Annotated in this window: 23 protein-coding genes and 2 pseudogenes; 16 read left to right on the top strand and 9 right to left on the bottom strand. The window is 49.8% G+C overall.

What is annotated here, in order from left to right:
• The first annotated feature begins 469 nt into the window (after positions 1-469).
• The gene (locus ACFS25_RS13420) at positions 470-991 is read left to right on the top strand and encodes a GNAT family N-acetyltransferase (RefSeq protein ID WP_381501456.1); all 522 of its coding nucleotides are present in this window, start codon (positions 470-472) and stop codon (positions 989-991) included.
• A gap of 244 nt (positions 992-1,235) precedes the next feature.
• Here the strand turns inward: ACFS25_RS13420 and ACFS25_RS13415 are convergent, their stop codons facing one another.
• Both ACFS25_RS13415 and ACFS25_RS13410 read right to left on the bottom strand, forming a co-directional pair.
• The gene (locus ACFS25_RS13415; protein WP_381501453.1) at positions 1,236-1,595 is read right to left on the bottom strand and encodes a T9SS type A sorting domain-containing protein; all 360 of its coding nucleotides are present in this window, start codon (positions 1,593-1,595) and stop codon (positions 1,236-1,238) included.
• Between the two features lie 323 nt (positions 1,596-1,918).
• Positions 1,919-2,080 carry an integrase core domain-containing protein gene (locus ACFS25_RS13410; protein WP_381501462.1) on the bottom strand — a complete coding sequence of 54 codons (162 nt, stop codon included), beginning with the start codon at positions 2,078-2,080 and terminating at the stop codon, positions 1,919-1,921.
• Between the two features lie 33 nt (positions 2,081-2,113).
• On the opposite strand from ACFS25_RS13410, the gene ACFS25_RS13405 reads away from it, so the two are divergent.
• On the top strand, positions 2,114-2,362 hold the full coding sequence (locus ACFS25_RS13405; protein WP_381501459.1) for an integrase core domain-containing protein: 249 nt from the start codon (positions 2,114-2,116) through the stop codon (positions 2,360-2,362).
• A 145-nt stretch (positions 2,363-2,507) separates the two neighbouring features.
• Here the strand turns inward: ACFS25_RS13405 and ACFS25_RS13400 are convergent, their stop codons facing one another.
• The 5 genes from ACFS25_RS13400 to ACFS25_RS13380 form a co-directional block, all read right to left on the bottom strand.
• The gene (locus tag ACFS25_RS13400) at positions 2,508-3,407 is read right to left on the bottom strand and encodes an NmrA family NAD(P)-binding protein (RefSeq protein WP_381501450.1); all 900 of its coding nucleotides are present in this window, start codon (positions 3,405-3,407) and stop codon (positions 2,508-2,510) included.
• Between the two features lie 47 nt (positions 3,408-3,454).
• Complete coding sequence (locus ACFS25_RS13395) at positions 3,455-3,826, bottom strand: antibiotic biosynthesis monooxygenase family protein (RefSeq protein WP_381501446.1); 372 nt, start codon at positions 3,824-3,826, stop codon at positions 3,455-3,457.
• A gap of 189 nt (positions 3,827-4,015) precedes the next feature.
• Positions 4,016-4,609 (bottom strand): FMN-dependent NADH-azoreductase, encoded by a 594-nt coding sequence (locus ACFS25_RS13390; RefSeq protein WP_381501442.1) that lies wholly within the window; start codon positions 4,607-4,609, stop codon positions 4,016-4,018.
• Positions 4,610-4,750: 141 nt separating this feature from the next.
• The gene (locus ACFS25_RS13385) at positions 4,751-5,110 is read right to left on the bottom strand and encodes a DoxX family protein (RefSeq protein WP_381501439.1); all 360 of its coding nucleotides are present in this window, start codon (positions 5,108-5,110) and stop codon (positions 4,751-4,753) included.
• A gap of 29 nt (positions 5,111-5,139) precedes the next feature.
• Entirely contained in the window at positions 5,140-5,277 is a 138-nt protein-coding gene (locus ACFS25_RS13380) for a hypothetical protein (protein WP_381501436.1), read from the bottom strand.
• A gap of 258 nt (positions 5,278-5,535) precedes the next feature.
• Here ACFS25_RS13380 and ACFS25_RS13375 point away from each other — a divergent pair, with 258 nt between their 5' ends.
• The 12 genes and pseudogenes from ACFS25_RS13375 (at position 5,536) to ACFS25_RS13320 (ending at position 17,190) form a co-directional block, all read left to right on the top strand.
• Positions 5,536-6,516: a helix-turn-helix transcriptional regulator gene (locus ACFS25_RS13375; RefSeq protein WP_381501433.1), complete on the top strand. Its 981-nt coding sequence runs from the start codon at positions 5,536-5,538 to the stop codon at positions 6,514-6,516.
• A gap of 283 nt (positions 6,517-6,799) precedes the next feature.
• A complete protein-coding gene (locus tag ACFS25_RS13370) occupies positions 6,800-7,021 on the top strand; it encodes a hypothetical protein (protein ID WP_381501430.1) in 222 nt (73 codons plus the stop codon).
• A 15-nt stretch (positions 7,022-7,036) separates the two neighbouring features.
• Positions 7,037-7,228, top strand: a complete 192-nt coding sequence (locus ACFS25_RS13365) for a hypothetical protein (protein WP_381501426.1) — start codon at positions 7,037-7,039, stop codon at positions 7,226-7,228.
• A gap of 296 nt (positions 7,229-7,524) precedes the next feature.
• Complete coding sequence (locus ACFS25_RS13360; protein ID WP_381501424.1) at positions 7,525-7,653, top strand: hypothetical protein; 129 nt, start codon at positions 7,525-7,527, stop codon at positions 7,651-7,653.
• Positions 7,654-8,322 (top strand): annotated as a pseudogene (locus tag ACFS25_RS13355) (SDR family NAD(P)-dependent oxidoreductase).
• A 70-nt stretch (positions 8,323-8,392) separates the two neighbouring features.
• The gene (locus ACFS25_RS13350; protein ID WP_381501421.1) at positions 8,393-8,740 is read left to right on the top strand and encodes an EthD domain-containing protein; all 348 of its coding nucleotides are present in this window, start codon (positions 8,393-8,395) and stop codon (positions 8,738-8,740) included.
• 445 nt (positions 8,741-9,185) lie between these two features.
• Complete coding sequence (locus tag ACFS25_RS13345; protein ID WP_381501418.1) at positions 9,186-9,956, top strand: NmrA family NAD(P)-binding protein; 771 nt, start codon at positions 9,186-9,188, stop codon at positions 9,954-9,956.
• A gap of 54 nt (positions 9,957-10,010) precedes the next feature.
• Positions 10,011-10,911: pseudogene (locus ACFS25_RS13340) on the top strand (helix-turn-helix domain-containing protein).
• A gap of 683 nt (positions 10,912-11,594) precedes the next feature.
• The gene (locus tag ACFS25_RS13335) at positions 11,595-14,276 is read left to right on the top strand and encodes a glycosyl hydrolase-related protein (protein WP_381501415.1); all 2,682 of its coding nucleotides are present in this window, start codon (positions 11,595-11,597) and stop codon (positions 14,274-14,276) included.
• Positions 14,277-14,283: 7 nt separating this feature from the next.
• Positions 14,284-15,261, top strand: a complete 978-nt coding sequence (locus ACFS25_RS13330; protein WP_381501412.1) for an ROK family protein — start codon at positions 14,284-14,286, stop codon at positions 15,259-15,261.
• Positions 15,262-15,358: 97 nt separating this feature from the next.
• Entirely contained in the window at positions 15,359-16,273 is a 915-nt protein-coding gene (locus tag ACFS25_RS13325) for a DMT family transporter (protein ID WP_381501409.1), read from the top strand.
• The gene (locus tag ACFS25_RS13320) at positions 16,270-17,190 is read left to right on the top strand and encodes an SIS domain-containing protein (protein ID WP_381501406.1); all 921 of its coding nucleotides are present in this window, start codon (positions 16,270-16,272) and stop codon (positions 17,188-17,190) included. The genes ACFS25_RS13325 and ACFS25_RS13320 overlap by 4 nt, the downstream gene beginning before the upstream one ends.
• Before the next feature lie 64 nt (positions 17,191-17,254).
• On the opposite strand, the gene ACFS25_RS13315 is transcribed toward ACFS25_RS13320, so the two are convergent.
• Positions 17,255-17,653, bottom strand: coding sequence for a GlcG/HbpS family heme-binding protein (locus ACFS25_RS13315; protein WP_381501402.1), 399 nt, complete (start codon positions 17,651-17,653; stop codon positions 17,255-17,257).
• A gap of 648 nt (positions 17,654-18,301) precedes the next feature.
• Positions 18,302-19,051 (bottom strand): GntR family transcriptional regulator, encoded by a 750-nt coding sequence (locus tag ACFS25_RS13310; RefSeq protein ID WP_381501399.1) that lies wholly within the window; start codon positions 19,049-19,051, stop codon positions 18,302-18,304.
• A 208-nt stretch (positions 19,052-19,259) separates the two neighbouring features.
• Here ACFS25_RS13310 and ACFS25_RS13305 point away from each other — a divergent pair, with 208 nt between their 5' ends.
• Both ACFS25_RS13305 and ACFS25_RS13300 read left to right on the top strand, forming a co-directional pair.
• Positions 19,260-20,048 (top strand): SDR family NAD(P)-dependent oxidoreductase, encoded by a 789-nt coding sequence (locus ACFS25_RS13305; protein ID WP_381501395.1) that lies wholly within the window; start codon positions 19,260-19,262, stop codon positions 20,046-20,048.
• Between the two features lie 66 nt (positions 20,049-20,114).
• Positions 20,115-20,999, top strand: coding sequence for an ROK family protein (locus ACFS25_RS13300; RefSeq protein ID WP_381501392.1), 885 nt, complete (start codon positions 20,115-20,117; stop codon positions 20,997-20,999).
• Positions 21,000-21,007: the final 8 nt, after the last annotated feature.

Genomic DNA, 21,007 nt, shown 5'->3' with positions numbered 1-21,007 from the left:
AAAGCCTAGCATGAGCTAACAACTAATCTAGCCCTCAATGAGTTAGTTTTGCAACAGCCACATCGATTATATAACAAAGAAACCGCCTATACATATGAGCTTTTCAGCCTTTGCCCTGTTTTATGGTATTATACTATGGCTAGTTTTTGGCCAAAAGATGTTGCTCAGTGAGATAAGTGCCCGAAAAGACAAAAGCCCTTTCTATAAAGGGCTTTTCAACTACAGATATGCGCTACTGTCAGTTATGATCAATCTCGTTTTAGAGTTGGGTTTAATTCTATATAAAGTAGTAAGTAGTTAACATAAAGGCAGTGGCTGTTGCAAAACTAAATGGATCATCCAGTAAGCCGAGTAGTAACCAATAGTTTGGACAAGTTTGTGCTAGAAAACTAAGACCAAACGTCTCATTATTTGGCCGGTTCCGACTTTTGCAACAGCCACACCACTTATACAACACGATTTCTGAAGTATGCTTGTTCGTAAAGCCACTATTGATGACCTGCCTGATTTGGTCGATCTACACAAAGAAGTAGCTCGGGTTAGTCAAGGTATCGCACGAATTGAAACAGAGGTAACTGAAGCCTATATATATGCACTTTATCAACAGATAGCTCAACAAGGGTTAATGCTGATAGCTGTGAGTACCACGACCAATGAGTTGATTGCAGAGATGCATGCATCAAAATATGGCCTTCATATCTTCAACCATATCTTAACCAATCTGACGATTGTGGTCAAGCCTTTCTATCAAGGAAAAGGAATTGGTAAAGCTCTCTTCGAAGCCTTCTTACAGGAAGTAGATGACAATTGGCCCGAAGTAGGAAGAGTCGAGTTAGAATCTCGTTCCTCAAACCAGAAATCAGTTGGGCTTTATAAGAGCTTAGGCTTTATTGAGGAAGGCAGAATGAGCAACAAAACACGTAATGTGAACGGGGTTTATGAAGACAGTTTGCTCTTCGCTCGGATAAAGCCTGATTTTCATTTTTCTTAGAATGCCATTAAACCGGCAAGGGGAGTTTAATATATTTATTCCCTTTTTTACATAACCTCAGTTATACAACTCGTCTCCTAAAAGTACAATCCCTGGCTACTGCGATCCGTAGCCAGGGATTGTACTTTTAGGAGACGATGAGACTCTCTCCCTTTTATAGAATTAGACCGTTATCCGAGGGCAGTTCACCCCAAATCCTGATGCTCTTCAACAATTGCTGCCAATTAGTCTTACTCCGGATGGATTAAGATTCCTGAACCACAAAACTCTCCTTACTATTATCCTGCATGACGAACGTTTTGGTCAGCGTCTCTGTACCCGTCATCAGCGTCAAGTGATAAGTACCGACACTCAGGTTGGACAAATCAAATTGCTGACTCAGCCCTTTTTGAAGATCGACGGCTTGATTATAAACGACTTGGCCATTAGCATCCCAGATAACTAATTTGCCTTTCGTTTGCAGGGGTTGGACGTAAAATTTGATTTTATGCTCGGCCGTCATGATCAGACGATTCTGAGTAGTTAAGGGGTGAGTTGCTGAAGTACTAGCAAACGATGCGGTAGTGGCTACCAGTCCCAGCATCAGGATCAATAATTTTTTCATGACTTTATGTCTTTAGAGGGTTATTTCGTTTTGACTGGGACAAAGTTGGCCTCTACTACTGACGTCAGAAAAAGAAAAGTGCTGAATGTGCTGACGAGGTGGTTGAGTGCTTCCTTTTAGGCGACGAGTGAGCTATTACCTGGTTAATTTGGCGCGACTTAATCTCCCAAAAGTACAATGCCTAGCTACGGATTGTAGTAGCCAGGCATTGTACTTTTGGGAGACGCGTATGTTACTGGAATAGGTTTACAAAGGGGAACAAAACTGATTATCAGTCTGATATTGCACATTTCCGAACCGCACTTTTTTATACGGGTACCATTTTAGGGGTTAATGGCCTTGCCCTTGGTGAGCCTGATTATAGGCGTTTTGTAACCTAAAGACGCATGCGGCCGTACCGAATTGTAAGCCGAAATGGCCTGCTCAACGGCCGTTTCGGCCGTGCCAAAAGTAGGGAATCCCCTAAGATTAAAGTCTTCCTTTATGGTCCGAATGAGAACCGCACCGGCGGGCCGGCGATGGCCGAGCGGGTACTTCGTTCACTGAAGGGTGATTGTAAACTAGCTCTTGGGTTTATTTCTTTTTCAACAGCAGAAGAAGCAGTGGAACGAGCGATCAATGCTTATAATACAGTCCGCCCCCATGCATCGCTGAACTATTTGACACCCCATCAGATGCATCAACGCAAGCGAAAGCCCAAGCTTCTCTGGTATCCGTACAAGAAAGTGAGGTACGGAAATGTGCAATACGAAGCTGTATTTCGGTGATTTTACTATCTGTCCAACTCAATCAGTAGCATACACCTCGACGGAAATCATACAGCGGTTCATCGATCTCAAAGTGGCCTGAGCTGATCACGTAGCAACTTGAGAAAAGCGGTAACTTCGTAGTGAACCATCTGTCTTGCCTCGTTCATACCTTTAGGAATCTGGTAAGTACATCCTTCACGGTATGCCAGTGCCTGTTCGGATAGCAATCATTGTCGAGTACCGCTGCCTTGCCCCGGCCGTCCAGCATATCCCGCAGGTACTGCATACCCTGCCAGGCGGGGTAAACCTCGCCCGCGCCGGGTGCCACAAACCGGGCAACTTTAATAAGTATGCTGAGTGTACCCAGACCCCCCAGTCTCACTAAACTGTACTTCTTTCCGGTCACCTCGCTCACCACTGAGGCCAGTTCCCGAAGGCTGATCTGATCACCGGCGATATGCAGGAAGCGGGGGGATGAGTCGGCCAGAGCCGCGCTTGCCGTAAAGGCGGCCGTATCGTCTTTGGTGGTGAAGTCAATGCGCTGATCGGCGTTCCCCCAAACCAGCACTCGGTTCAGGTTAAAAAGGATGATGGGCATCTGCCCGGTAATCATGTCGGCAAAGGGACCGTTGAAAATGGTCGTGGCCGCAATTGGGGCCTCGTCGAGATAGGCGTGAAACTCGCGCCTTAAATCCAGATTGCGGTTTCGACCCGCTGGAAATTTGGTGAAATCTATCGAATAGTCCGACGGGATGAAGCGGGGAACGCCAGCCGCCACGGCGGCATCCAACAACACTTTCTGGGCGTCCACGACCGTATCCCGCAGGCCCGACAAGGCGGACACGACGCAGGAAACACCCCGGCAGGCTTCGGCGACTTCGTCCACGGTCCACGCGTTTACGTTAACTAGGTGGACCCCCAGTTTTTCGAGTTCGTTGATTTTTGCCCTGTTACTATTTGAGCGAACAATAATGCGGACCTCAGCACCCCGGTCCACTAAAGCCTTGACAATTCGTTCGCCCAGATCGCCCGTTGCACCGGCTACGGCTATGGTATTTTTCATGTTGCGTTTGTTTACGTGCATTCAGGTACGTCGCGCTACCAGAGCGGCTAGGCGACGCATACGTTTTCGATGGCTACTTTACGAAACAAATGCGGGGTGGCCACCGCCCCGTCCGGGTAGCTCACCAGCTTTTTCCGAAACTCAGGATTCTCGAAAGCGGCCCGGTAATGGGCGACGCTCTCCCAGACGGAGTAATTTAGAAACGTGCCGCTCCCAGAGGTACCCCGGTGAAATTGCGCTGAGATAAAGCCCGGTAGTGATCGGAACGTGCGGAGAATGTCGCCCCAGACCGCTTCCAGCTTGTCTCCCTGTTCGGGCGTGACGTGAAAAATATTGATCAGTACCGCCGGTTCCCGACTGTCGTCGTTTAGTTGGTCCTGATGCGAGACGAACTGATCCAGTTCCTGTACGTTGAGCATAGTGCTGATTGTATGTAGATGATGCCTTGTTTGTAATTGGTCAATAAGCTCATGGATAGTACCAGTGGTCCGGCCTACAGGCTGATGCGAGGTACAACTGGTTGGCTCGCGGACAACCGGCGGAAATGAAGCAGGTCAGTCAATAAAACGATAACCTGACGTGGATCAAAAGAGCGTAATGTTTCAGGTTTACAGGCTAATGCAGGAGAGCGCCTTGCTCAGGGCCTGATCCTGTACACCCGGCATGCTGGTGCCTTCCACCCGTAGTACAGTGACATTGGTCAGGCCAATACCGGCCAGTACGGCTTTCAGATAGGGTACCACAAAGTCCTTGTCGGCCCAGGGGCCTTCAGAGTATATGCCCCCGCTGGATACGGCTAAGTACACTTTCTTACCCGTCAATAGCCCCTCCATCCCCGAAGCCGTATAGCGGAACGTGACGCGGGCACGCACCACGTGGTCAATCCAGGCCTTAAGCGTGGAAGGAATACCAAAGTTGTAGAGCGGAGCACCGATAACGATTGTATCGGCGGCCTGGAGTTCGCGGATAACCATGTCCGAATGCTGCACGGCCATCCGCTGCTTGGGTGTACGACTCTCAGGGGAGGTATGAAAGGATTGGATGTGCACCTCTTCCAGATGGGGAAACGGATGGATGGCTACGTTACGGACCTGCACGGTGCTGCCAGGATTGGCCATCTGAAGCTTTTCGATGATGCCGTTGCCCAACCGAATACTGTACGATTCCGAACGTGGACTGGAAATAACGTGTAAAATGTTCATAAGGAGTTGAAAAAGTATGAAGGCAGGCTACGAACCGGATAGATAGGGTACAGATCCGGTTCGTAGCCCGCCAAGCACGGCGTAGCCTGGCTGAAGATGATCCGTCAGACGCTGGCTGCGTTTGGTGGATTGGCGGGCAGGTTAAGTCAGCACGTTATGGTACGTCATGTAGGAAGCCACCAGTAGTACCAAAACAACCAGCGGACCAATGCGCTGGGCCACCGGATCGCTCAGGGCGGAGTGGCTCACGAATGCCGAAATAAAGGTGAAGGCGAAGCCCGCATAAGCCCACTCCTTGATCAGTGGCCCTGCGGGAGCCAGCAGCACGATAACCCCTAGTAGCTTGGCCACGGCCAACTGTATGCGGAAGTGAGCCGGGTAGCCTAAGTGCTCGAAAGCCAGTTTCATGGTGGGCTGCGTGATATAGGCGTAGGCAGAGTAGGTCATCGCAACGGCCAGCAGGCCGGTGGTGACCCAGTAAATAACAAACGTGGTTTCCATAAAGAATATAATATTGATTTAATGGCTATTTATCGGCATACTGCCAGTGCATCCTGGGCTGAGATCCAGGTCAACCCCGGATAACGCTCGTTATCCAGCGGGTCGTTTTGCGAGTTGAACAGGCTATAGAGGTAATGGCTTTGCTGCCAGCTCGCGTAGAGTTGCACTTCGCCTTCGGGATGAGCCGCCCGACTGTAAACGGGGTTCCGCGACTACAATTATGTTTTTCATAGTTGGTATGGGTACGTGCTAAGCCGTTATGTGACGTCTACGCATCCCGGCATCCATTCTTAGATCACTTGACTGGCACAAAGGTCCCCGTATCAACATAAATAAAATAGTCCCATTTACGATAAAAATAGTCCGATCGACCAAAGTAGAGCCGCCGGTACGTGCCCTTTCATCATTGATTAGCTGATACGTTTATGCTATTTGAGTTTGCCCCTACTGCTCAGTTCAGCTTTCTGGAGGCTTTCGCCCGGCAGGCTGGTGCTACCCTACAGGATAATACCCTCACCTTACCCCCCTCGCTGGGCGTTGGTACGATTAAACGGGTCCGGCTGACGCCCGATTTCTCGCTGCTGATGCACCAATACACCCTGATCGACGAGTTGATCCTGAGACGTACAGCGGCCAGCCATGTAGCGGACCGGATCAACGTGCTGATTCAAGGCAATACCGGTTCGTTCGACCAATCTGGCCCTGCCGACGCGCGCGCCACCGACCAACGAATGGAATACACCGTTCGCATCACCTCACCGGATGTCGATTCGGAGCTTTATTTCCCGGCCGGAAAAACTATCTTTTTCACGGTATTATCCATGACCAGGCCCGCCCTCCTCAATCTGCTTGGGATCAACCAGATGAACGAGGTCGTTCGGGAGATTCTGACGGGCACCCAAGGCTTTCTATTCTACGAAACCATGAGCGCGGATGCCCAGAAAGCGCTCAAGTTGCTTGCCACAGTGGATATGCGATTCGCCCTAAGCGAGTTGCGTGTCTGGATCCAGATCCAATCGTTGCTTTGCTGGCTGTTCGAGCGGTTGCTGAAGCGGGAGACGCTTGCACACCGACCGATTCACCGGGTCGATGCTGACCAGTTGGAGCGGGTGCGGGCAGCGGTTGTCGCCGACCTGAGCGTTCGGCCCCAATTACCCCAACTGGCCCTCCTGTCGGGTATGAGCGTCTCCAAATTAACGGATCTTTACAAGCAGGTCTTCGGGGAAAGTATCTATGATTATTTTCAGATTGCCCGTATGGACGAAGCTGGATACTTACTTCAGCAGGGTGGCGGTTCCGTTGCTGAAATTGGCCACCGGTTGGGTTTCAGCAACCTGAGTCATTTTAGCCGATTGTTTGAAAAGCATTATGGCATTACGCCCAAGCGATTTGCCTTGGATCGGTAGTAGGTAGCTATTCAAGATGAACGAGCATCAGTGCCCGTTACAAGCCGGTTCTTGCTTTGAGCCATTGGCTGTACTCTGAGATGGTCGGGTTTATCGGCACACGGACTTTCTTAACCTCACAAGGCTATGCAGCCCCAAAACACGTCGCAAGTATAGTTGCCGAAGCTAACGTCAAGGCCGACGATTTTACCGATGTGATTTTATCGCACACGCGTACTAATCACATTGAGGGTCAGGTTAATAACCAAAACAAGGTACCTTTGATTTTTACAAAAGTTTTTTTGTGAAATCTGCCTCACTCGACGCGTTATATACCAAACTTGCCCCCGTAGTCGGTACAACCGCTGCTTCGTTGCTGCCGCTGGGCACACAACGAGAGGCCGGGCATTTTAACGTCTTCAGCGTAGAGGACCTCATGCGCTGTTATCACACGAAGCCACTGATGGCCTTTGATCGGCGGGCTTTCTACAAAATCAGCTTAGTTCGCGGGCGCAGCCGGGTGTAGTACGCCGACCAGTCGGTGGATGTAGCGCACAATGCGCTGTGGTTTGCCACCTCCCGGGTGCCGGCCAGCAACCGCTTTGCCTGGGGTGCTGTTCTGGGCCGCGAATCCGGCGGACAAGCCCGGCAAAAAGCTACTGAACACTTGGGCCTTAGCCCGGTTTTTAAAAGGCGAAGAGCGACACTGGGCAGTCAGGCGTTGTTTGGTTAACAACCCCAAAAGATTGAGTTAAATCAACGATGTAAAGAAAGTATGAACATTGATGCGTTTAAAAAAATAACCACCTCGATTGGGCTCGTTCCAGAAGAAGGTACCAGTACATTCTAAAAACCTATCCAGACTTACCCACCAAAATATCGCAAGCCCATTTAGCTTCGTACTTAGGCATCAAGCCTGAGTCACTGAGTCGGATTCGGCATCGTCAGGAAAAAAAATTCGCTCTTAACTTAAGTCATCGTTTACGGGGGAGTGAGACGATACTTTTGTCTTCATAAAACCCCATAGCAATGAAAACAGAATCGTTTCCAGGTACCGCGCTGATCACCGGTGCCTCTGGATGTATCGGTTATAAATTGGCCCGATTGTTTGCCATAGATAAGATTAATCTGATACTGGTCGCCCGGCAAACGGATTAATTGACCGCCATTAAAGCTGACTTTGAACAGCGCTATTCAATTCAGGTGGATTACATTTCGCTTGACTTATCCCTGCCGGGCCAGGCCGAGCAGTTGTACGAGCAGCTACAAACGAAGTCTGTTCAAATCGACTATCTGGTAAACAATGCCGGATATGGTGACTATGGCTCGTTTGCCCAGACGCCACCCGCCCTGTACGTCAACATGCTTAACCTGAATGTGGTCTTTCTGACGACGTTGACCGCATTGATCCTGCCGGATATGATCCGCCGAAAGTTCGGGCGTATCCTCAACATCGGCTCGCTCGCAGCTTTTTAGCCCGTACCCCAAATGGCCGTTTACGGTGCCACTAAAACGTACGTCATGCACTTTACCGAAGCGCTGCACGCTGAGTTAGCCGACACAGGCGTGAGTGCTACCGTACTAAGTCCGGGTGTGACAAGGACCGGTTTTGTGGCTCGGGACAAGATGGGCAGCGCGGTCCTCGCTCAGGGTGCGTTGCAACAACCGGCAGCTGTCGCCAGGGCAGGCTACAGGGGAATGCAGAACGGACGGTTGAACGTAGTACCCGTCTGGCGGGATAAACTGCTGGATATCAGCACGGGTCTGATGCCCTCCCGACGGCTTTTATTAGCTATTTCCACCTGGGTCACCCGGCCCAGGCGATGAACTGCCTGTCTCTCTCTACTTAATTTCTTGCTAATTTTTAGTCAAACCGCCGGTTAGCGGCCAACACGTCATGGTTAAATTCATCATTCTTTTACAAAAACGTCAGGAAATGAGTCACGAGGAATTCGTCGCCTATCACAAAACCAGGCACGCTCCCCTGTTCAGTTCCCTCCCTGAAGTGCAACAATACGTACGCAAGTATGTGCAGTGTCATGTTGTATCCGCATCATTACCGGGCCTCCCACCTCCTCAATACGATGGAACAACGGAGCTTTGGTTCGATGATGTGGACGATTTTGGAAAGGTCTTCGGTTCGGAGCGGTATATGCAACTTATTCGGCCTGATGAAGAGAAATTCTTAGATCTTGGTGGTTGTGGGTTTCTGGTCTGCCAGGAGAATGTAATATTTCCAACCTGATTGACGGCCTGGAGCGGAGTGCCGTCGACAGATCGCACCCTGCCCCAGGTAGGTTTTCTACTAGGCAGCCCTTACCCATGACCGAACCCACGAAGTATCCCGCCTTTTGGCATGAGGAATGGCTGAGGAAAGCCATTGATGAGTTGGATACGTGGACGATGACTCCGGAAAAGGGGCGTCATTTGCTATACGTGAGACCGGGTCGTTGCGGGCCCGCTGAGCGCTTAACTTAGTCCAAATCGCCGTGCCTGATAGTTAATTCGATAGTTTCGGCTACAACAACCACAAATCCGGCTACGGCTGTGGGCTGGATAGGGCGGACCTTTGTCTTGACCAAAACAAACTATCACCATGATCTTAGTAACCGGAGCCACAGGCCATTTAGGCACCGCAGTCATCCAACAGCTACTGCAAAAAAATACCGGCCAGCCAGATTGCCGCCTTCGTGCGGGACGAAACCAAAGCCGCCAGCCTGATTAAACAGGGCGTGACAATAAGCGTGGGCACCTACGACGACATGAAGTCCCTTAACAACGCTATGCAGAATATCGAAACGGTCCTGTTGATTGCCGGTACGGATGAGAAAAACCGGGTTCGCCAACACCAGAATGTCGTGGATGTAGCCCGGAAAGCCCGTATTCAACGGATTGCCTACACCAGCCGGGCGCTGAAAGACCCTTCAACGCTGGTGAACCGGTTGATGGAAGGCCACTTTCAGACTGAGGAGTATATCAAAGCCAGTGGACTGCCCCATACGCTGTTTCGGAACGTCCTGTATATGGATGCTATTCAACAGTTTGTGGGTGGAGACGCCGTTTTCGAGCGAGGTATCTACGTACCGGCCGGGCAGGGTAGGGTTGCCCTGGCGCTGCGAAGTGAGATGGGCGAAGCGATAGCGAATGCCCTGGCTGAAACCGGTGAAGGCAACATAACCTACCAGTTAACGGGCTATGAGTCTTACTCTTTCTATGACGTGGCTACTGCCCTGACCAACCTGTCCGGCAAGTTAGTAACCTATACGCCAGCGGAGCCAGCCGCCTTTGAAGCACAACTAATCGGGCGCGGTTTGCCCGATGTGGTGGCCCGGCGAATCACCGGGTTTATAACCGATATCGCCAATGGCCAGGAAGACAGTATAAGCCCTGACCTAGAAAAGCTACTTGGCCGCAAGCCGACGGCACTCAAAATAGGGTTAACCGTGTTGTATAATCTGTAACATACCCCGCCTAGCTTTACATGGACTAAAGCCAGGCGACAAGCCCGTCGACTAATGCCAACCGAGCCGCTTCACCGAATCGACACTATATCCGCCTATCATCAGCCTGCCGGCCTTCCCAAACCAGTCCACCCGCTCATTAGCGTGGTCCGGTTTGACGACATCAAGCGATGGAGCTTTGAGCAGCCGAAAAGCATTGTTAACAATTTCTATTCGATTGCGTTGAAACATAATTTCAATGGTCGGCTGAAATACGGACAACAGCCGTACGATTTCAACGAAGGTAGCCCCCGGTCAAGTACTCACCGGTACGGCTGATGAGTCCCATGAGCATACGGGCTGGCTGTTGATGATTCACCCTGATTTTTTGTGGCATACCCCCTTAGCCAAAACGATCCGGCAGTACGACTACTTTGATTATTCGATTCGTGAAGCCCTGTTTTTGTCAGAAAAAGAGGAGTCAGTGATCGTCGGCGTCATCCAGCAGATTCAGCAGGAATATCAGGCTTCTATCGACAAGTTTAGTCAAAACATCATCGTCGCTCAACTCGATGTGTTGCTCAACTATGCCGACCGGTTTTATCAGCGGCAGTTTGTTACCCGCAAAATTACCAACCACAAACTTCTTGACCGATTTGAGTCCGTACTGGAGGCTTATTTTGCCAGCGATGAGTTGCTGAAAACAAGTTTACCAACGGTCGGGTACATAGCCAACCAACTCCATCTGTCGCCCACGTACCTGAGCAGTTTACTCAAGACGCTAACTGGCCGAAACACCCAACAGCATATTCATGATAAGCTCATCTCAACGGCTAAAGAAAAACTGTCGACTACTCATTCATCTGTCAGTGAGATTGCCTATGGGCTGGGTTTTGAGCACCCTCAGTCGTTCAGTAAGTTATTCAAGAATAAGACGAACTATTCGCCCGTTGAATTTCGCAACTTGTTCAATTGAGCCGTTCATTGATGTCCAAGAACTGCCGTTTGGCTACGCGACTGGCTTAGGTAAGGAAACCGCTCCTGAACCGCCCCGCCGGGTTTGGATATGCTAGTTAAGTAGTAGGTTCGGCGTAGGAAAATACCTGCCGCCCCTGAGGGTAAACGGGCATTAGGGAGAGCCAGCCGTCTGAGATTAAGCTATTCAGGTGATTTTTGCAGCACTCTAAACTCCTTCAAAAAGCCGCGTTCAGTGTGTACTGACGCGGCTTTTTGAAGGACTAGTATTATCAGTACAGCCGTTTGGACAGGAGAGTAAAAATCCAGTTTTACTCTCCTGTCCAGTCCCGACCAGAATCGGAGGTTTAAATGAACGATTTCCGAGAAGTCCCAGGATTTTATTGACATATATTTTTTACCAGCTATCAACCACAATCCATAATTTTTACCTGAACTTAAAAGATAGCAATCCGCTGGGGTTTCAATTGGGCAGTGCATTCAGTCAGATAAACTAACCCAGAGCCTTACAATGAGCAAATCAGGGGGCTCTACTCAAAATTAAGTAGAAAAACCGGGAGAAATAGAGAACTGATCCGTTTAACTAAGTAAATCAGCATCAACCTGTTCTTGCCAGTATTCTGGCCTGTGAATAACTTATGGCATCTAGCTGATTTGATCACTGTGAAATATATCTTCCTCTTTTTGGTCATACTTGCAAGCCTGTCTGTTTCAACTGGACAGCCGGATCGCCAGACCGCCGTCAAACGCCTGTATATAGCCAACGACGACCATACCGATTACATGTGGACGGCTAACGAAGCAAAGTACGACACAGCGTTTATCCAGATGCTCGACTATTACCTGCACCAGATCGATTCTACCAGGGGTAACCCGTCCGACTTTCAGGCCCGCTTCAATTGCGATGGCAGTTACTGGCTTCGGGCTTACCAGAAATACCGCTCTCCAGCTCAGTTTGACAGGCTGATTGTGGCTATTAAGTCGGGTCATATTAGCAGCCCGCTCAATACATTGGTTAACACCTACGGCGCACAACCGACTGAGGCCGTGGTTCGCGGAATGTATTATGCGGGTAGCTTGGAACGGGCGTATAAACTCCGGTTCAGGCTGGCGCAGACGATGGAAAACAATACCATTCCACTGGGATTGAGCTCACTTTGGGCGGGTTCGGGAGTCAAATACAGCTATAAAGGAATAGGGGGATATGGCAGTCAGATGACCTACGAGTACCGGGATAATCGCCGGAACCAAGTATACCGCTACGCTGGTCTGGATGGGTCAGGAGTGTTGATGAAATGGTACAACTACAACGAAAAAATAAGTGCCCCGCTCGGTGGTTATGCCGAATGTCGATTGTATCCGAAAAAAAGGCCTGCTGATGTCAGTAAAACCGAAGAAATAGGCCGTGTCATTACCAAATTGGATGCTTTATGTGACACTGTCTCTGCTAAATCAAGGTATCCATTCAACGTGGCCGGTGCTTTTGGCTATGGCTGGGACGATCTGGAAACATATGTGTCGAATCCCTTCATCCAGGCAGCCCAGAACGGTACCACGGCAAGCCGAAAAGTTCGGGTTTCCAATGAAGAAGACTTTTTTGAAGACATAGCCCGGAGCTACCCGAAACTGCCTTCCGAATCGGTGAGTTACGGGAATGAGTGGGATTTATATTGTACGTCGATGAACGAAACCACTGCTCAGGTGCGCCGTTCGACGGAAAAACTACGGGCTGCGGAAGCCCTTGCCTCGCTGGTGGCGTTGAAGAAACCAGCCTTTGCCAATCACCTCACTCCTGCGAAAGAGCTAGCCTGGGAATCGTTCGGTATGTATTGGGAACACAACTGGACCGCCGATGGACCGGTTAAAAATACGGTGCGCGCCCAATGGCAAAACAAGATTCAGCAGCAGATCTCCAGCTATGTCGATTCGCTCTTTTCGCTCTCCGCCCAAACGCTCGGTAGTCAGCTTAAAAAAGCCGCCAACACACGTTTCTACGTATTTAACCCGCTGAGCTGGACCCGAAGCGACATTGCTGATCTTGCCTACACTGGAACGTATCCGGTTCGGGTTATCAATGTTTCCACCGGCAAAGAGGTTGATAGTCAATTGGTTACAAAAGGGTGTGGTCGGTTTCTTCGTATTTACGCGCAGAACATTCCATCCGTTGGCTACAGCATCTTTGAAGTAAAGCCGGGAGAACCTGCCTCGTTACCGGTAGCTGCAAGCGTATCTGGTGAATATATTAGCAATGATCGGTACCGCATCCGGCTCAGTCGGTCAGGGGCCATTACGGAAATTTATGATAAGTGGGCTAAACGGCAGTTAGTGAAGTCAATCGACGGGAAGTACGTTAATGATCTGGGTGGGTCTGGGCGGCATTCCGCGAATATCAATGAAGGGAGCCCCGTCGTGGTGGAGAATGCGGGGTCGGTGTCCGTTACGTTGAAAGCCGTTTCGCCAGTTCCGGTACCCCATACGGTTCGGGTCACACTGTTTACCAACTCCCGGACCCGCACCGGCGGACCGGCCGGACCGCCCCGCATCGAAATTGAAGATAGTATTCAGGCCAATTTCAAGGATGTAAAAACCTGGGCGTTTTCGTTCAACCTCAATAACCCAACGACCCACCATGAAGAATTGGGCGCAATTCTGACGGCCAAAAAAGAAACACGCGGTGGACATTATGCCGCCCAGAATGCCCGGCTTGACTGGCAAACCTTCAATCACTTCGCCGATATGAGCGAGAAGCGGGGTGCCGACCAGGCGTATGGGGTCACTCTCTCAAATATAGATTGCAGCTTTTTCAAGCTGGGCAAAAGCACCGTCGATTCGCTATGGGAGCAATCGTCTCAATTGAATGCGCTGGCGGGTGGGCAGATCGATACCAAACGGGAGGATAAAGGCGTATTGGGGATTCCCGGTCAGAACGGACAAACCAGTTTTTTGTACAAATTTGCTTTAACGACGCATTCGACCGATTTTGAGCCAGTTGCCGCCATGAAGTTTTCGCTGGAACATCAGAATCCACTCGTAGCAGGGGCCATTACCGGGGAGACTGATATGTACCCATCCAAGACGTTTTCACTGCTGAACATCGGAAATCCCACACGATCTGGCGATGCGGTGCTGTTGTGGAGCCTGAAACCCAGTGAGGACGGTATAAATGAAGGACTGATTGCCCGACTTTGGAACGTAGCCAACAAACCAGCTATACCGACACTGACCACCACTTTACCCATTCGGCAGGCCTGGCAAACAACGCATATCGAAACCAACGAACGGGTATTGAAACCAGTCGGTAAGCAAGTGCAGGTCAGGTTTGCCCCGAATCAACTAAATACATACCGGCTTCAACTCGCTTACTGAAACGTACTTGAAAACGCTCGCAATAGGCATCGACATTGGTGGTACCCGAACCAAAATCGGGCTGGTCAATCTGAGCAGCGGCCAGTCGGAATGCAACCCAGTTGAATCAATACTCGTTGCGCCCACCGAAACCAAAGATAGAGATCGTTTTTTGCGAACTATTGGCGAAGCGATCAGTCAGTTAAAAGCCAAAGCTGCTGCCGAAAAAGCAGTGTTGGCAGGGGTGGGGATTGGTGTACCCGGCTTTGTCTTTGCCGACGGAACTGTGGACTCGACCTATGGTTCTCTTGAATTCATGGAAGATTACCCGCTGGCTGCTCATATTCAGCAACAGCACGATTTGCCCTGTTTGCTTGATAACGACGCGCGTGTTGTTGCGCTTGGCGAAGCGATTTACGGTCATGGGAGGGGACGGTCGGTCGGCCGCATCCCCGGTGTTCCGGTCAGCCGCGTTTTGGTACTCACTTTAGGAACGGGTTTAGGCATTGGCTTTACGGTTGACGGTAAACTGGACGGGCAACTGCCGTTTGCGCATATGGGCGGTCACATGACCATTGCCACCAACGACTTTGTTTGTTATTGTGGCAAAACGGGTTGTCTGGAATCCTTAGTATCGTCGGCGGGAGTTATTCAGATTGCCAGTCGAACTGGATGGATACAAAAATACCCTGGCTTACCGCTGACGGCTGAAACGATTTTTAACCAGAAAAAGGCTGGGAATTTCGATGCCGAAGTTATCGTAAAGGAGTATTGTGGTTACCTGAAAACGGGCATTGATAATTACGTCAACCTTTATGCTCCCGACATGATTGTGCTTGGCGGTGGTATTGCCAAAGGGTTAAAAAGCGAGCTGAGCAGGCTGCATAATCCCGTCCTGCTTAACGCCTATAAAGCGTATAAAACCACCATCCTTCTCTCGGAACTCGAAGAACAGGCCGGTATTTTGGGTAGTGCCGCGCTGTTTAATGAGCGAAAGAGGGGGTGAGAGAGCGAACTGACACCCCAAAAAATGTATGACACTTAATTCTTGTTAACGCGCCCGCTTTTCGATGGGGCGCCTGCCCTTCGCTCTTTCACTATTTATGAAACACTGGATTCTGTATTCCGTTGCTGCCGCCTTTTTCTGGGGCACCTGGGGCGTGGTAGCCAAGCTGATCTCTGACCAGGTCAGCCCGTTTACGAATCACCTGCTGTTCAGCATTGGCATGTTATTGACATTGCCGCTCGTGCTCAAAAAGCTTAGCGCAACCACGCCCAATCGAAAAGGCATTTTGTGGGGACTGGTAGCGGGTATCCTGGCTGTCATTGGCAATATCGCGGTATACCAGGCATTCACAGCCGGTGGTTTGGCCGCCATTGTTATTCCGGTTACCAATCTGTACCCGCTCGTAACGATTGCTATCGCCTTACTTGTCTTTAAGGAAAAGCTGAACTGGATCAACGGAATCGGCATTTTGATGGCAATCCCGGCGGTGCTAATGCTCTCGGGCGAATCCTTATTGTTTGATAATCCAGGGGCTTTTTTCAATAGTATTGGCCTGAACTCCGGAAACGACCGTCGGTGGCTTTTGTATTCGCTGGTGGCGTTATTCTTCTGGGGGGTGTTCAGTGCTGCCCAGAAAGAAACAACCAATTCGATTTCGGCCGAATGGTCGTACGTGAGCTTTATTGTATCATCAGTGGTGATTGCGTTCGTGTTTGTCATTTTGGGCCTGGTTAATTTGCAGTTATCAGTCAATACGTTGGGCCTGGGTTCGCTCGCTGGTATGTTGAATGGCCTGGGCGTGTTAGCCAGTTTTGCCGCCTACAGCGCCGAAGGCAAAGCGTCCAAAGTGACGACCATTGCCGGAGCGTTACAACCCGTTTTCACCATTATTTTGGCCATTATTTTACTGAACGAAAGTCTGTCGTTCATCGAATCGCTGGGCATTATGCTGGCGATCATCGGCGCACTGACCCTATCGTATGAAAAACCACCCGTAACACAACCGCTATGAACCCTATTCTGAACGAAATTCTGGAAATACCTGTCCGAGCCAATGACGTACTGAACAGTTCCACTCTTTCATTGCCATTGCGCGTACCCTACCTGGGTATGGGGTCGTCGTACTTTGCTCCACTGGCATTCAAGTACATGGGTGTTCCGATTCAGCCCGAACTGGCGTCGGAGTACGTATACTATGGGGATAAGGGACATAAAGCCCCAATGGCCGTTTTGCTGTCTCAATCGGGACGCAGTAGCGAAGTACTCTGGTGTCGGGAGTTGGTCGATCAGTACGTGGCGGTATCGAACTACACCGATAGCGACTTATGTACTGCTTCGAATGTGGCTCATGTGCTGCCCATCAGGGCGGGGAAAGAACATTACTCATCTTCCAAAACCTACGTCAATACGTTGGTGGCCTTGTTTAAAGGGTTTGGCTTCGCGCCCGAAAAAGCCGTGACCCTGATTGCCGATAACTTTGAGCAGTACCGCGAACAGGGGCACAAACTAGCCGAACAAGTGCTGGCAGTACGCAGCCAATTTCCTATTCACGGCATGTATGTGACTGGTAGCGGCCCCAATATTGGAACCGCTTATGAAGCAGCCCTGATTCTGAGCGAAAGCACGAAACTAAATTTTCACGGCCTGCCGATGGCGCAGTATGATCACGGCCCTAAAGAGACCGCCCAAAACAGCATCGTCATTCAGATTATGGCAAAGGGGCCAGCCTACGAACGAACCCAGCTGTTGTCGGATATGATCTCAAAAGCAGGTGCGCATGTATTCGCGGTTGAAGCTCCTGAGGTAAACGAACATTTCTCGATATTGAACAATATCATCCCGTTCAATTTTATGGCCTATTACATGGCCGAGAAAATGAATATCGGCGAGACGTTTGTAGTGGGAGGTAAGGTCACGGAAGCAGATTGATGGCGGTTAAATGTATCAGAACCAATTATAGGATCATGTATTAGCACGCCCGGAATATAACTAGCTAATTCGCCTGTAGATTAGCTAGCGCCTTACTGCCAATGGATTGGTCTTGTTCGAAATTGCCACCCGCGATGCCCAGACCACCTACAACTTCGTTGCCACACACGATGGGAAAGCCGCCTGGTAGGCCAGAAATGACCGGATTAGTCGTAAATGAAGCCTGAAGTAATGGGAATTTTTGCGCGATTTCGCCAATCACATGGCTGGGAAGTCTAAGTTGTGAGGATGTCACTGCCTTCTGACGACTACTTTCTAATGCAAAATAACTGCAATCTTTTTGCCGTAGTACCGCCCGGATATGCCCACCCGTATCTACAATCGTTATTGTTACGAGTACGCCTTGGGTACTGGCTTCTTGGCTAGCAGCCTTTACTACTTGGTCTATTAATTCCTGTGTCATAAGATGCCAATTGGTTCATAGCATTATTTAAGGCGCAATAGTAAGCAATGCTTACTAAATTTGTTGATAGAAAATAAGTAGGTAATGGTAGATCAACTAAAACAGCGGAATATTGCTGGACGTATACATCGCTTTTCCCGCATCCTTAGCAGTCTTAGCGAACATCGCTGGGCGTCCGATGGCTTTCCAGAAGTGCGAAATGGCCATCTGCAATTGTTAAGTAATTTAGATCCTGAGGGCACAAGGAACACTGTTCTGGCCCAACGAGCCCAGATCACTAAACAAACAATGGGTCGTTTAATTAGAGAACTATCAGAAAGCGGTTACGTCATTGTCATACCTGATCTCATTGATAGGCGAGCGCAGTATGTACAGCTAACAGAGCGAGGAAAGAAGTTTCTATCCTATCTGTCAGCAACACTCATCGAGCTCGAGACAGCCTTCAGTAATGTCGTAGGTGTTGAGAAGTGGGCGGAATTCACAGCGACCTTTCACAAACTATTAACTTTTGTTGAGTCACGCCAACAGGAATCAGGACTATAATCCGTGTGTATTACTTAGGGAGTTAAACCAAGCTCCGTAAAGTACAGCCACCTGGTTTGATAAATGGCGTAAGTACCATATCCGAACTAACGTTACAAGGCTCACTTAAAATCGTCCCTGCAACAAAAACTGGTCGGTGCGTGCAAAGAGCAGCGAATAAAAGCTGAAGTCACTTTTGTTGGTATCAATCCGCTTTTCCAGTCGTAGTACCGGGCTTCCGTGTTCTACCTGAAGTTGCCGGGCAATGGTTTGATCAGCAGCCAAAGCCTGGATTTTCTGCTCCCCCCCTGTAACAACAAGGCCATATTTTGTGCGCAACAGATCGAAAAATGAGCGATTGTCCAGTCGTTGACGCGATAAATTTGGTAAATAACGATTCGGTAAAATTAGCTTCTCGTAAAATACAGGCGTTCCATTGACCGACCGCAGCCGTTCAAGACAATGAAACGTCGCGTCCGTGTTTTCATCGGTTGGGTAAAACAACAACTCATCGGGAAAGGCACACAGGTACGGTTTGGTCAGAATCATCGTGGTGATCAATTCGGGCGAAAGCTCTTCTAAAGCCGCCGTTTTATCATCCGCACTGACGGCATGAGTTTTCAGCGACATAACGCCCAATCCTATTGGAATCGCCTGCACAATACTGCCTTTCCCCTGATGTTTCCGAATATAGCCATCCTGTACGAGCAGCGATAAGGCTTGTCGGATCGTAGGCTGCGTTAGCCGATACTGCTGTTGAAGTACACTTTCGGAAGGCAATAAATCGCCTGCCTTGAACACCCCCCGGATAATATCCTGCCGGAGCGTTTCATATAAGTACTGGTATTGAGGAATGCGGTTGGGCTGGTCAGTCATATGGCCAATAAAGATAATACATCAAGGATAAATCTTACGCTAAATCGTTAAGAACTCATAATAATGTATAAGTTAAAAAGTTGTATAAATTATTGTTAGTCAGATTTTTGGAAATAAAACTTGATACTTATTATAATAAGTTATTTGATTTTATTGGCATTGTTTATACCTTCGGCACTGTAAAAAGAAAAATAACGAATTCGATACAATGAGTCAGTGGTTAGAGCAGAAACGAATAGTTATCATTGGCGGAACAACCGGCCTGGGGCTATCGGCGGCCAAGGCCTTTGTCGAAGAAGGTGCATCGGTTATCGTAGTCGGGCGCGATGCCCAGAATGGGCGGCTGGCCGAAGCTCAATTGCGGGGTAAAGGCATTGCTATTAGCGGTGACGCCACTGACCCCACTACGGCCCAAACCGCTATCGAACGTTGTCAGGAAGCATTTGGCGGGTTCGATGGACTTTACCACGTAGCAGGAGGCAGCGGACGTCGTCAAGGCGACGGGCCGCTTCATGAGCTGAGCCTCGACGGCTGGAATTATACAGTTGAGCTGAATCTAACGTCCCTTATGCTTTCCAATCAGGCGGCTGTGCAGGCGTTTCTGGAACAGGGAACTGGGGGCACGATTCTGAACATGGGTTCGGTACTGGGCTATTCGCCATCGCCGACTTATTTCGCTACCCATGCCTATGCCGCCACTAAATCGGCAGTGATTGGATTCACAAAGTCGATTGCCGCCTATTACGCTCACAATAATATACGCATCAACGTACTGGCCCCGGCCCTGGTCGAAACGCCCATGGCACAACGGGCCGCTCAGGATGATACGATTCTCTCCTTTGTTCATACCAAACAACCGCTGGATGGTGGTCGAATTGGCCAACCCGGCGACCTCGATGGCGCTGCCGTCTACTTTCTCTCCGACGCATCCCGATTTACAACCGGGCAGGTGCTATCGGTCGATGGCGGCTGGAGCATCAGCGAGGGACAGATGTAGTTATTGGTTATTAATGATCCGGATTTTGTAACCCAATAACGAATAACCTAATAACCAACAACCAAATTGAGTCAGGCAATCGGCATAGATTTAGGCGGAACGCGCATCAAAGGCGTGTTGATCGACACCACTACTGGAGTGGTTCTTCATCAGCTAATTACCCCAACTGGCGATGGCGAAAGTGGGTATTGGCAACGAGCGGTAGCGGATACCGTTAAGGCGTTGAGACAGCAGGCTACCGAGCCGATTCTGGGTATTGGTTTGTCGGCACCTGGTTTGCCTACACCCGACAATACCGCCATTGCCTGTATGCCGGGCCGATTGCAGGGATTGGAAGGGTTCAATTGGTCGGACTTTCTGGGTAAACCCGTTCGGGTATTGAATGATGCTCATGCCGCCCTGATGGCCGAAGCACGCTTTGGTGCCCTGAAAGGGGTGCAACATGGCCTGATGCTCACCCTGGGAACCGGGGTAGGTGGCGGTCTTTTGCTGAATGGGCAGCTATATCAGGGATCCTTTCAGATGGCTGGTCACCTGGGTCATAGTACGGTGAATGCCAATAGTGTGTCTCAAGACATTACCAATATGCCTGGTAGCCTGGAAGATGCCATCGGCAACGTAACAGTCGGTAAACGCTCGTTTGGTCGCTACCAAACTACCCACGAACTGGTCGATGGCTACCGGCAGGGCGAACCACTGGCCACCCATGTCTGGCTCACATCAATCCGTCAACTGGCCGTTTCACTGGCCTCGTTCGCTAATGCGTTCTCGCCCGAAACCATCGTGCTGGGTGGCGGCATCATGCAGGCTGACAGGGCTTTGCTGGACCCGCTTCAACTCTTTTTTGACCTGTTTGAGTGGCGACCGGTTGGTAAAAAGACGATCATACGCAAAGCTTTTTTCGAGGACTGGGCTGGAGCCATTGGAGGAGCGGCCTTTCTAAACCAATAATTTATTTC

This window comes from Spirosoma flavum (assembly GCF_042686045.1).
GTDB lineage: Bacteria > Bacteroidota > Bacteroidia > Cytophagales > Spirosomataceae > Spirosoma > Spirosoma flavum.
This window is presented reverse-complemented; position numbering and strand designations above follow the sequence as displayed.

Excerpts from the sequence above, each read along its gene's own strand:
- ACFS25_RS13390 (WP_381501442.1), bottom strand. The coding sequence starts at position 4,609 with ATGAACATTTTACACGTTATTTCCAGTCCACGTTCGGAATCGTACAGT.
- ACFS25_RS13420 (WP_381501456.1), top strand. The coding sequence starts at position 470 with ATGCTTGTTCGTAAAGCCACTATTGATGACCTGCCTGATTTGGTCGAT.
- ACFS25_RS13415 (WP_381501453.1), bottom strand. The coding sequence starts at position 1,595 with ATGAAAAAATTATTGATCCTGATGCTGGGACTGGTAGCCACTACCGCA.
- ACFS25_RS13315 (WP_381501402.1), bottom strand. The coding sequence starts at position 17,653 with ATGACACAGGAATTAATAGACCAAGTAGTAAAGGCTGCTAGCCAAGAA.
- ACFS25_RS13310 (WP_381501399.1), bottom strand. The coding sequence starts at position 19,051 with ATGACTGACCAGCCCAACCGCATTCCTCAATACCAGTACTTATATGAA.
- ACFS25_RS13320 (WP_381501406.1), top strand. The coding sequence starts at position 16,270 with ATGAACCCTATTCTGAACGAAATTCTGGAAATACCTGTCCGAGCCAAT.
- ACFS25_RS13405 (WP_381501459.1), top strand. The coding sequence starts at position 2,114 with ATGGCCGAGCGGGTACTTCGTTCACTGAAGGGTGATTGTAAACTAGCT.
- ACFS25_RS13395 (WP_381501446.1), bottom strand. The coding sequence starts at position 3,826 with ATGCTCAACGTACAGGAACTGGATCAGTTCGTCTCGCATCAGGACCAA.
- ACFS25_RS13360 (WP_381501424.1), top strand. The coding sequence starts at position 7,525 with ATGAAAACAGAATCGTTTCCAGGTACCGCGCTGATCACCGGTGCCTCT.
- ACFS25_RS13400 (WP_381501450.1), bottom strand. The coding sequence starts at position 3,407 with ATGAAAAATACCATAGCCGTAGCCGGTGCAACGGGCGATCTGGGCGAA.
- ACFS25_RS13305 (WP_381501395.1), top strand. The coding sequence starts at position 19,260 with ATGAGTCAGTGGTTAGAGCAGAAACGAATAGTTATCATTGGCGGAACA.
- ACFS25_RS13375 (WP_381501433.1), top strand. The coding sequence starts at position 5,536 with ATGCTATTTGAGTTTGCCCCTACTGCTCAGTTCAGCTTTCTGGAGGCT.
- ACFS25_RS13385 (WP_381501439.1), bottom strand. The coding sequence starts at position 5,110 with ATGGAAACCACGTTTGTTATTTACTGGGTCACCACCGGCCTGCTGGCC.
- ACFS25_RS13325 (WP_381501409.1), top strand. The coding sequence starts at position 15,359 with ATGAAACACTGGATTCTGTATTCCGTTGCTGCCGCCTTTTTCTGGGGC.
- ACFS25_RS13350 (WP_381501421.1), top strand. The coding sequence starts at position 8,393 with ATGGTTAAATTCATCATTCTTTTACAAAAACGTCAGGAAATGAGTCAC.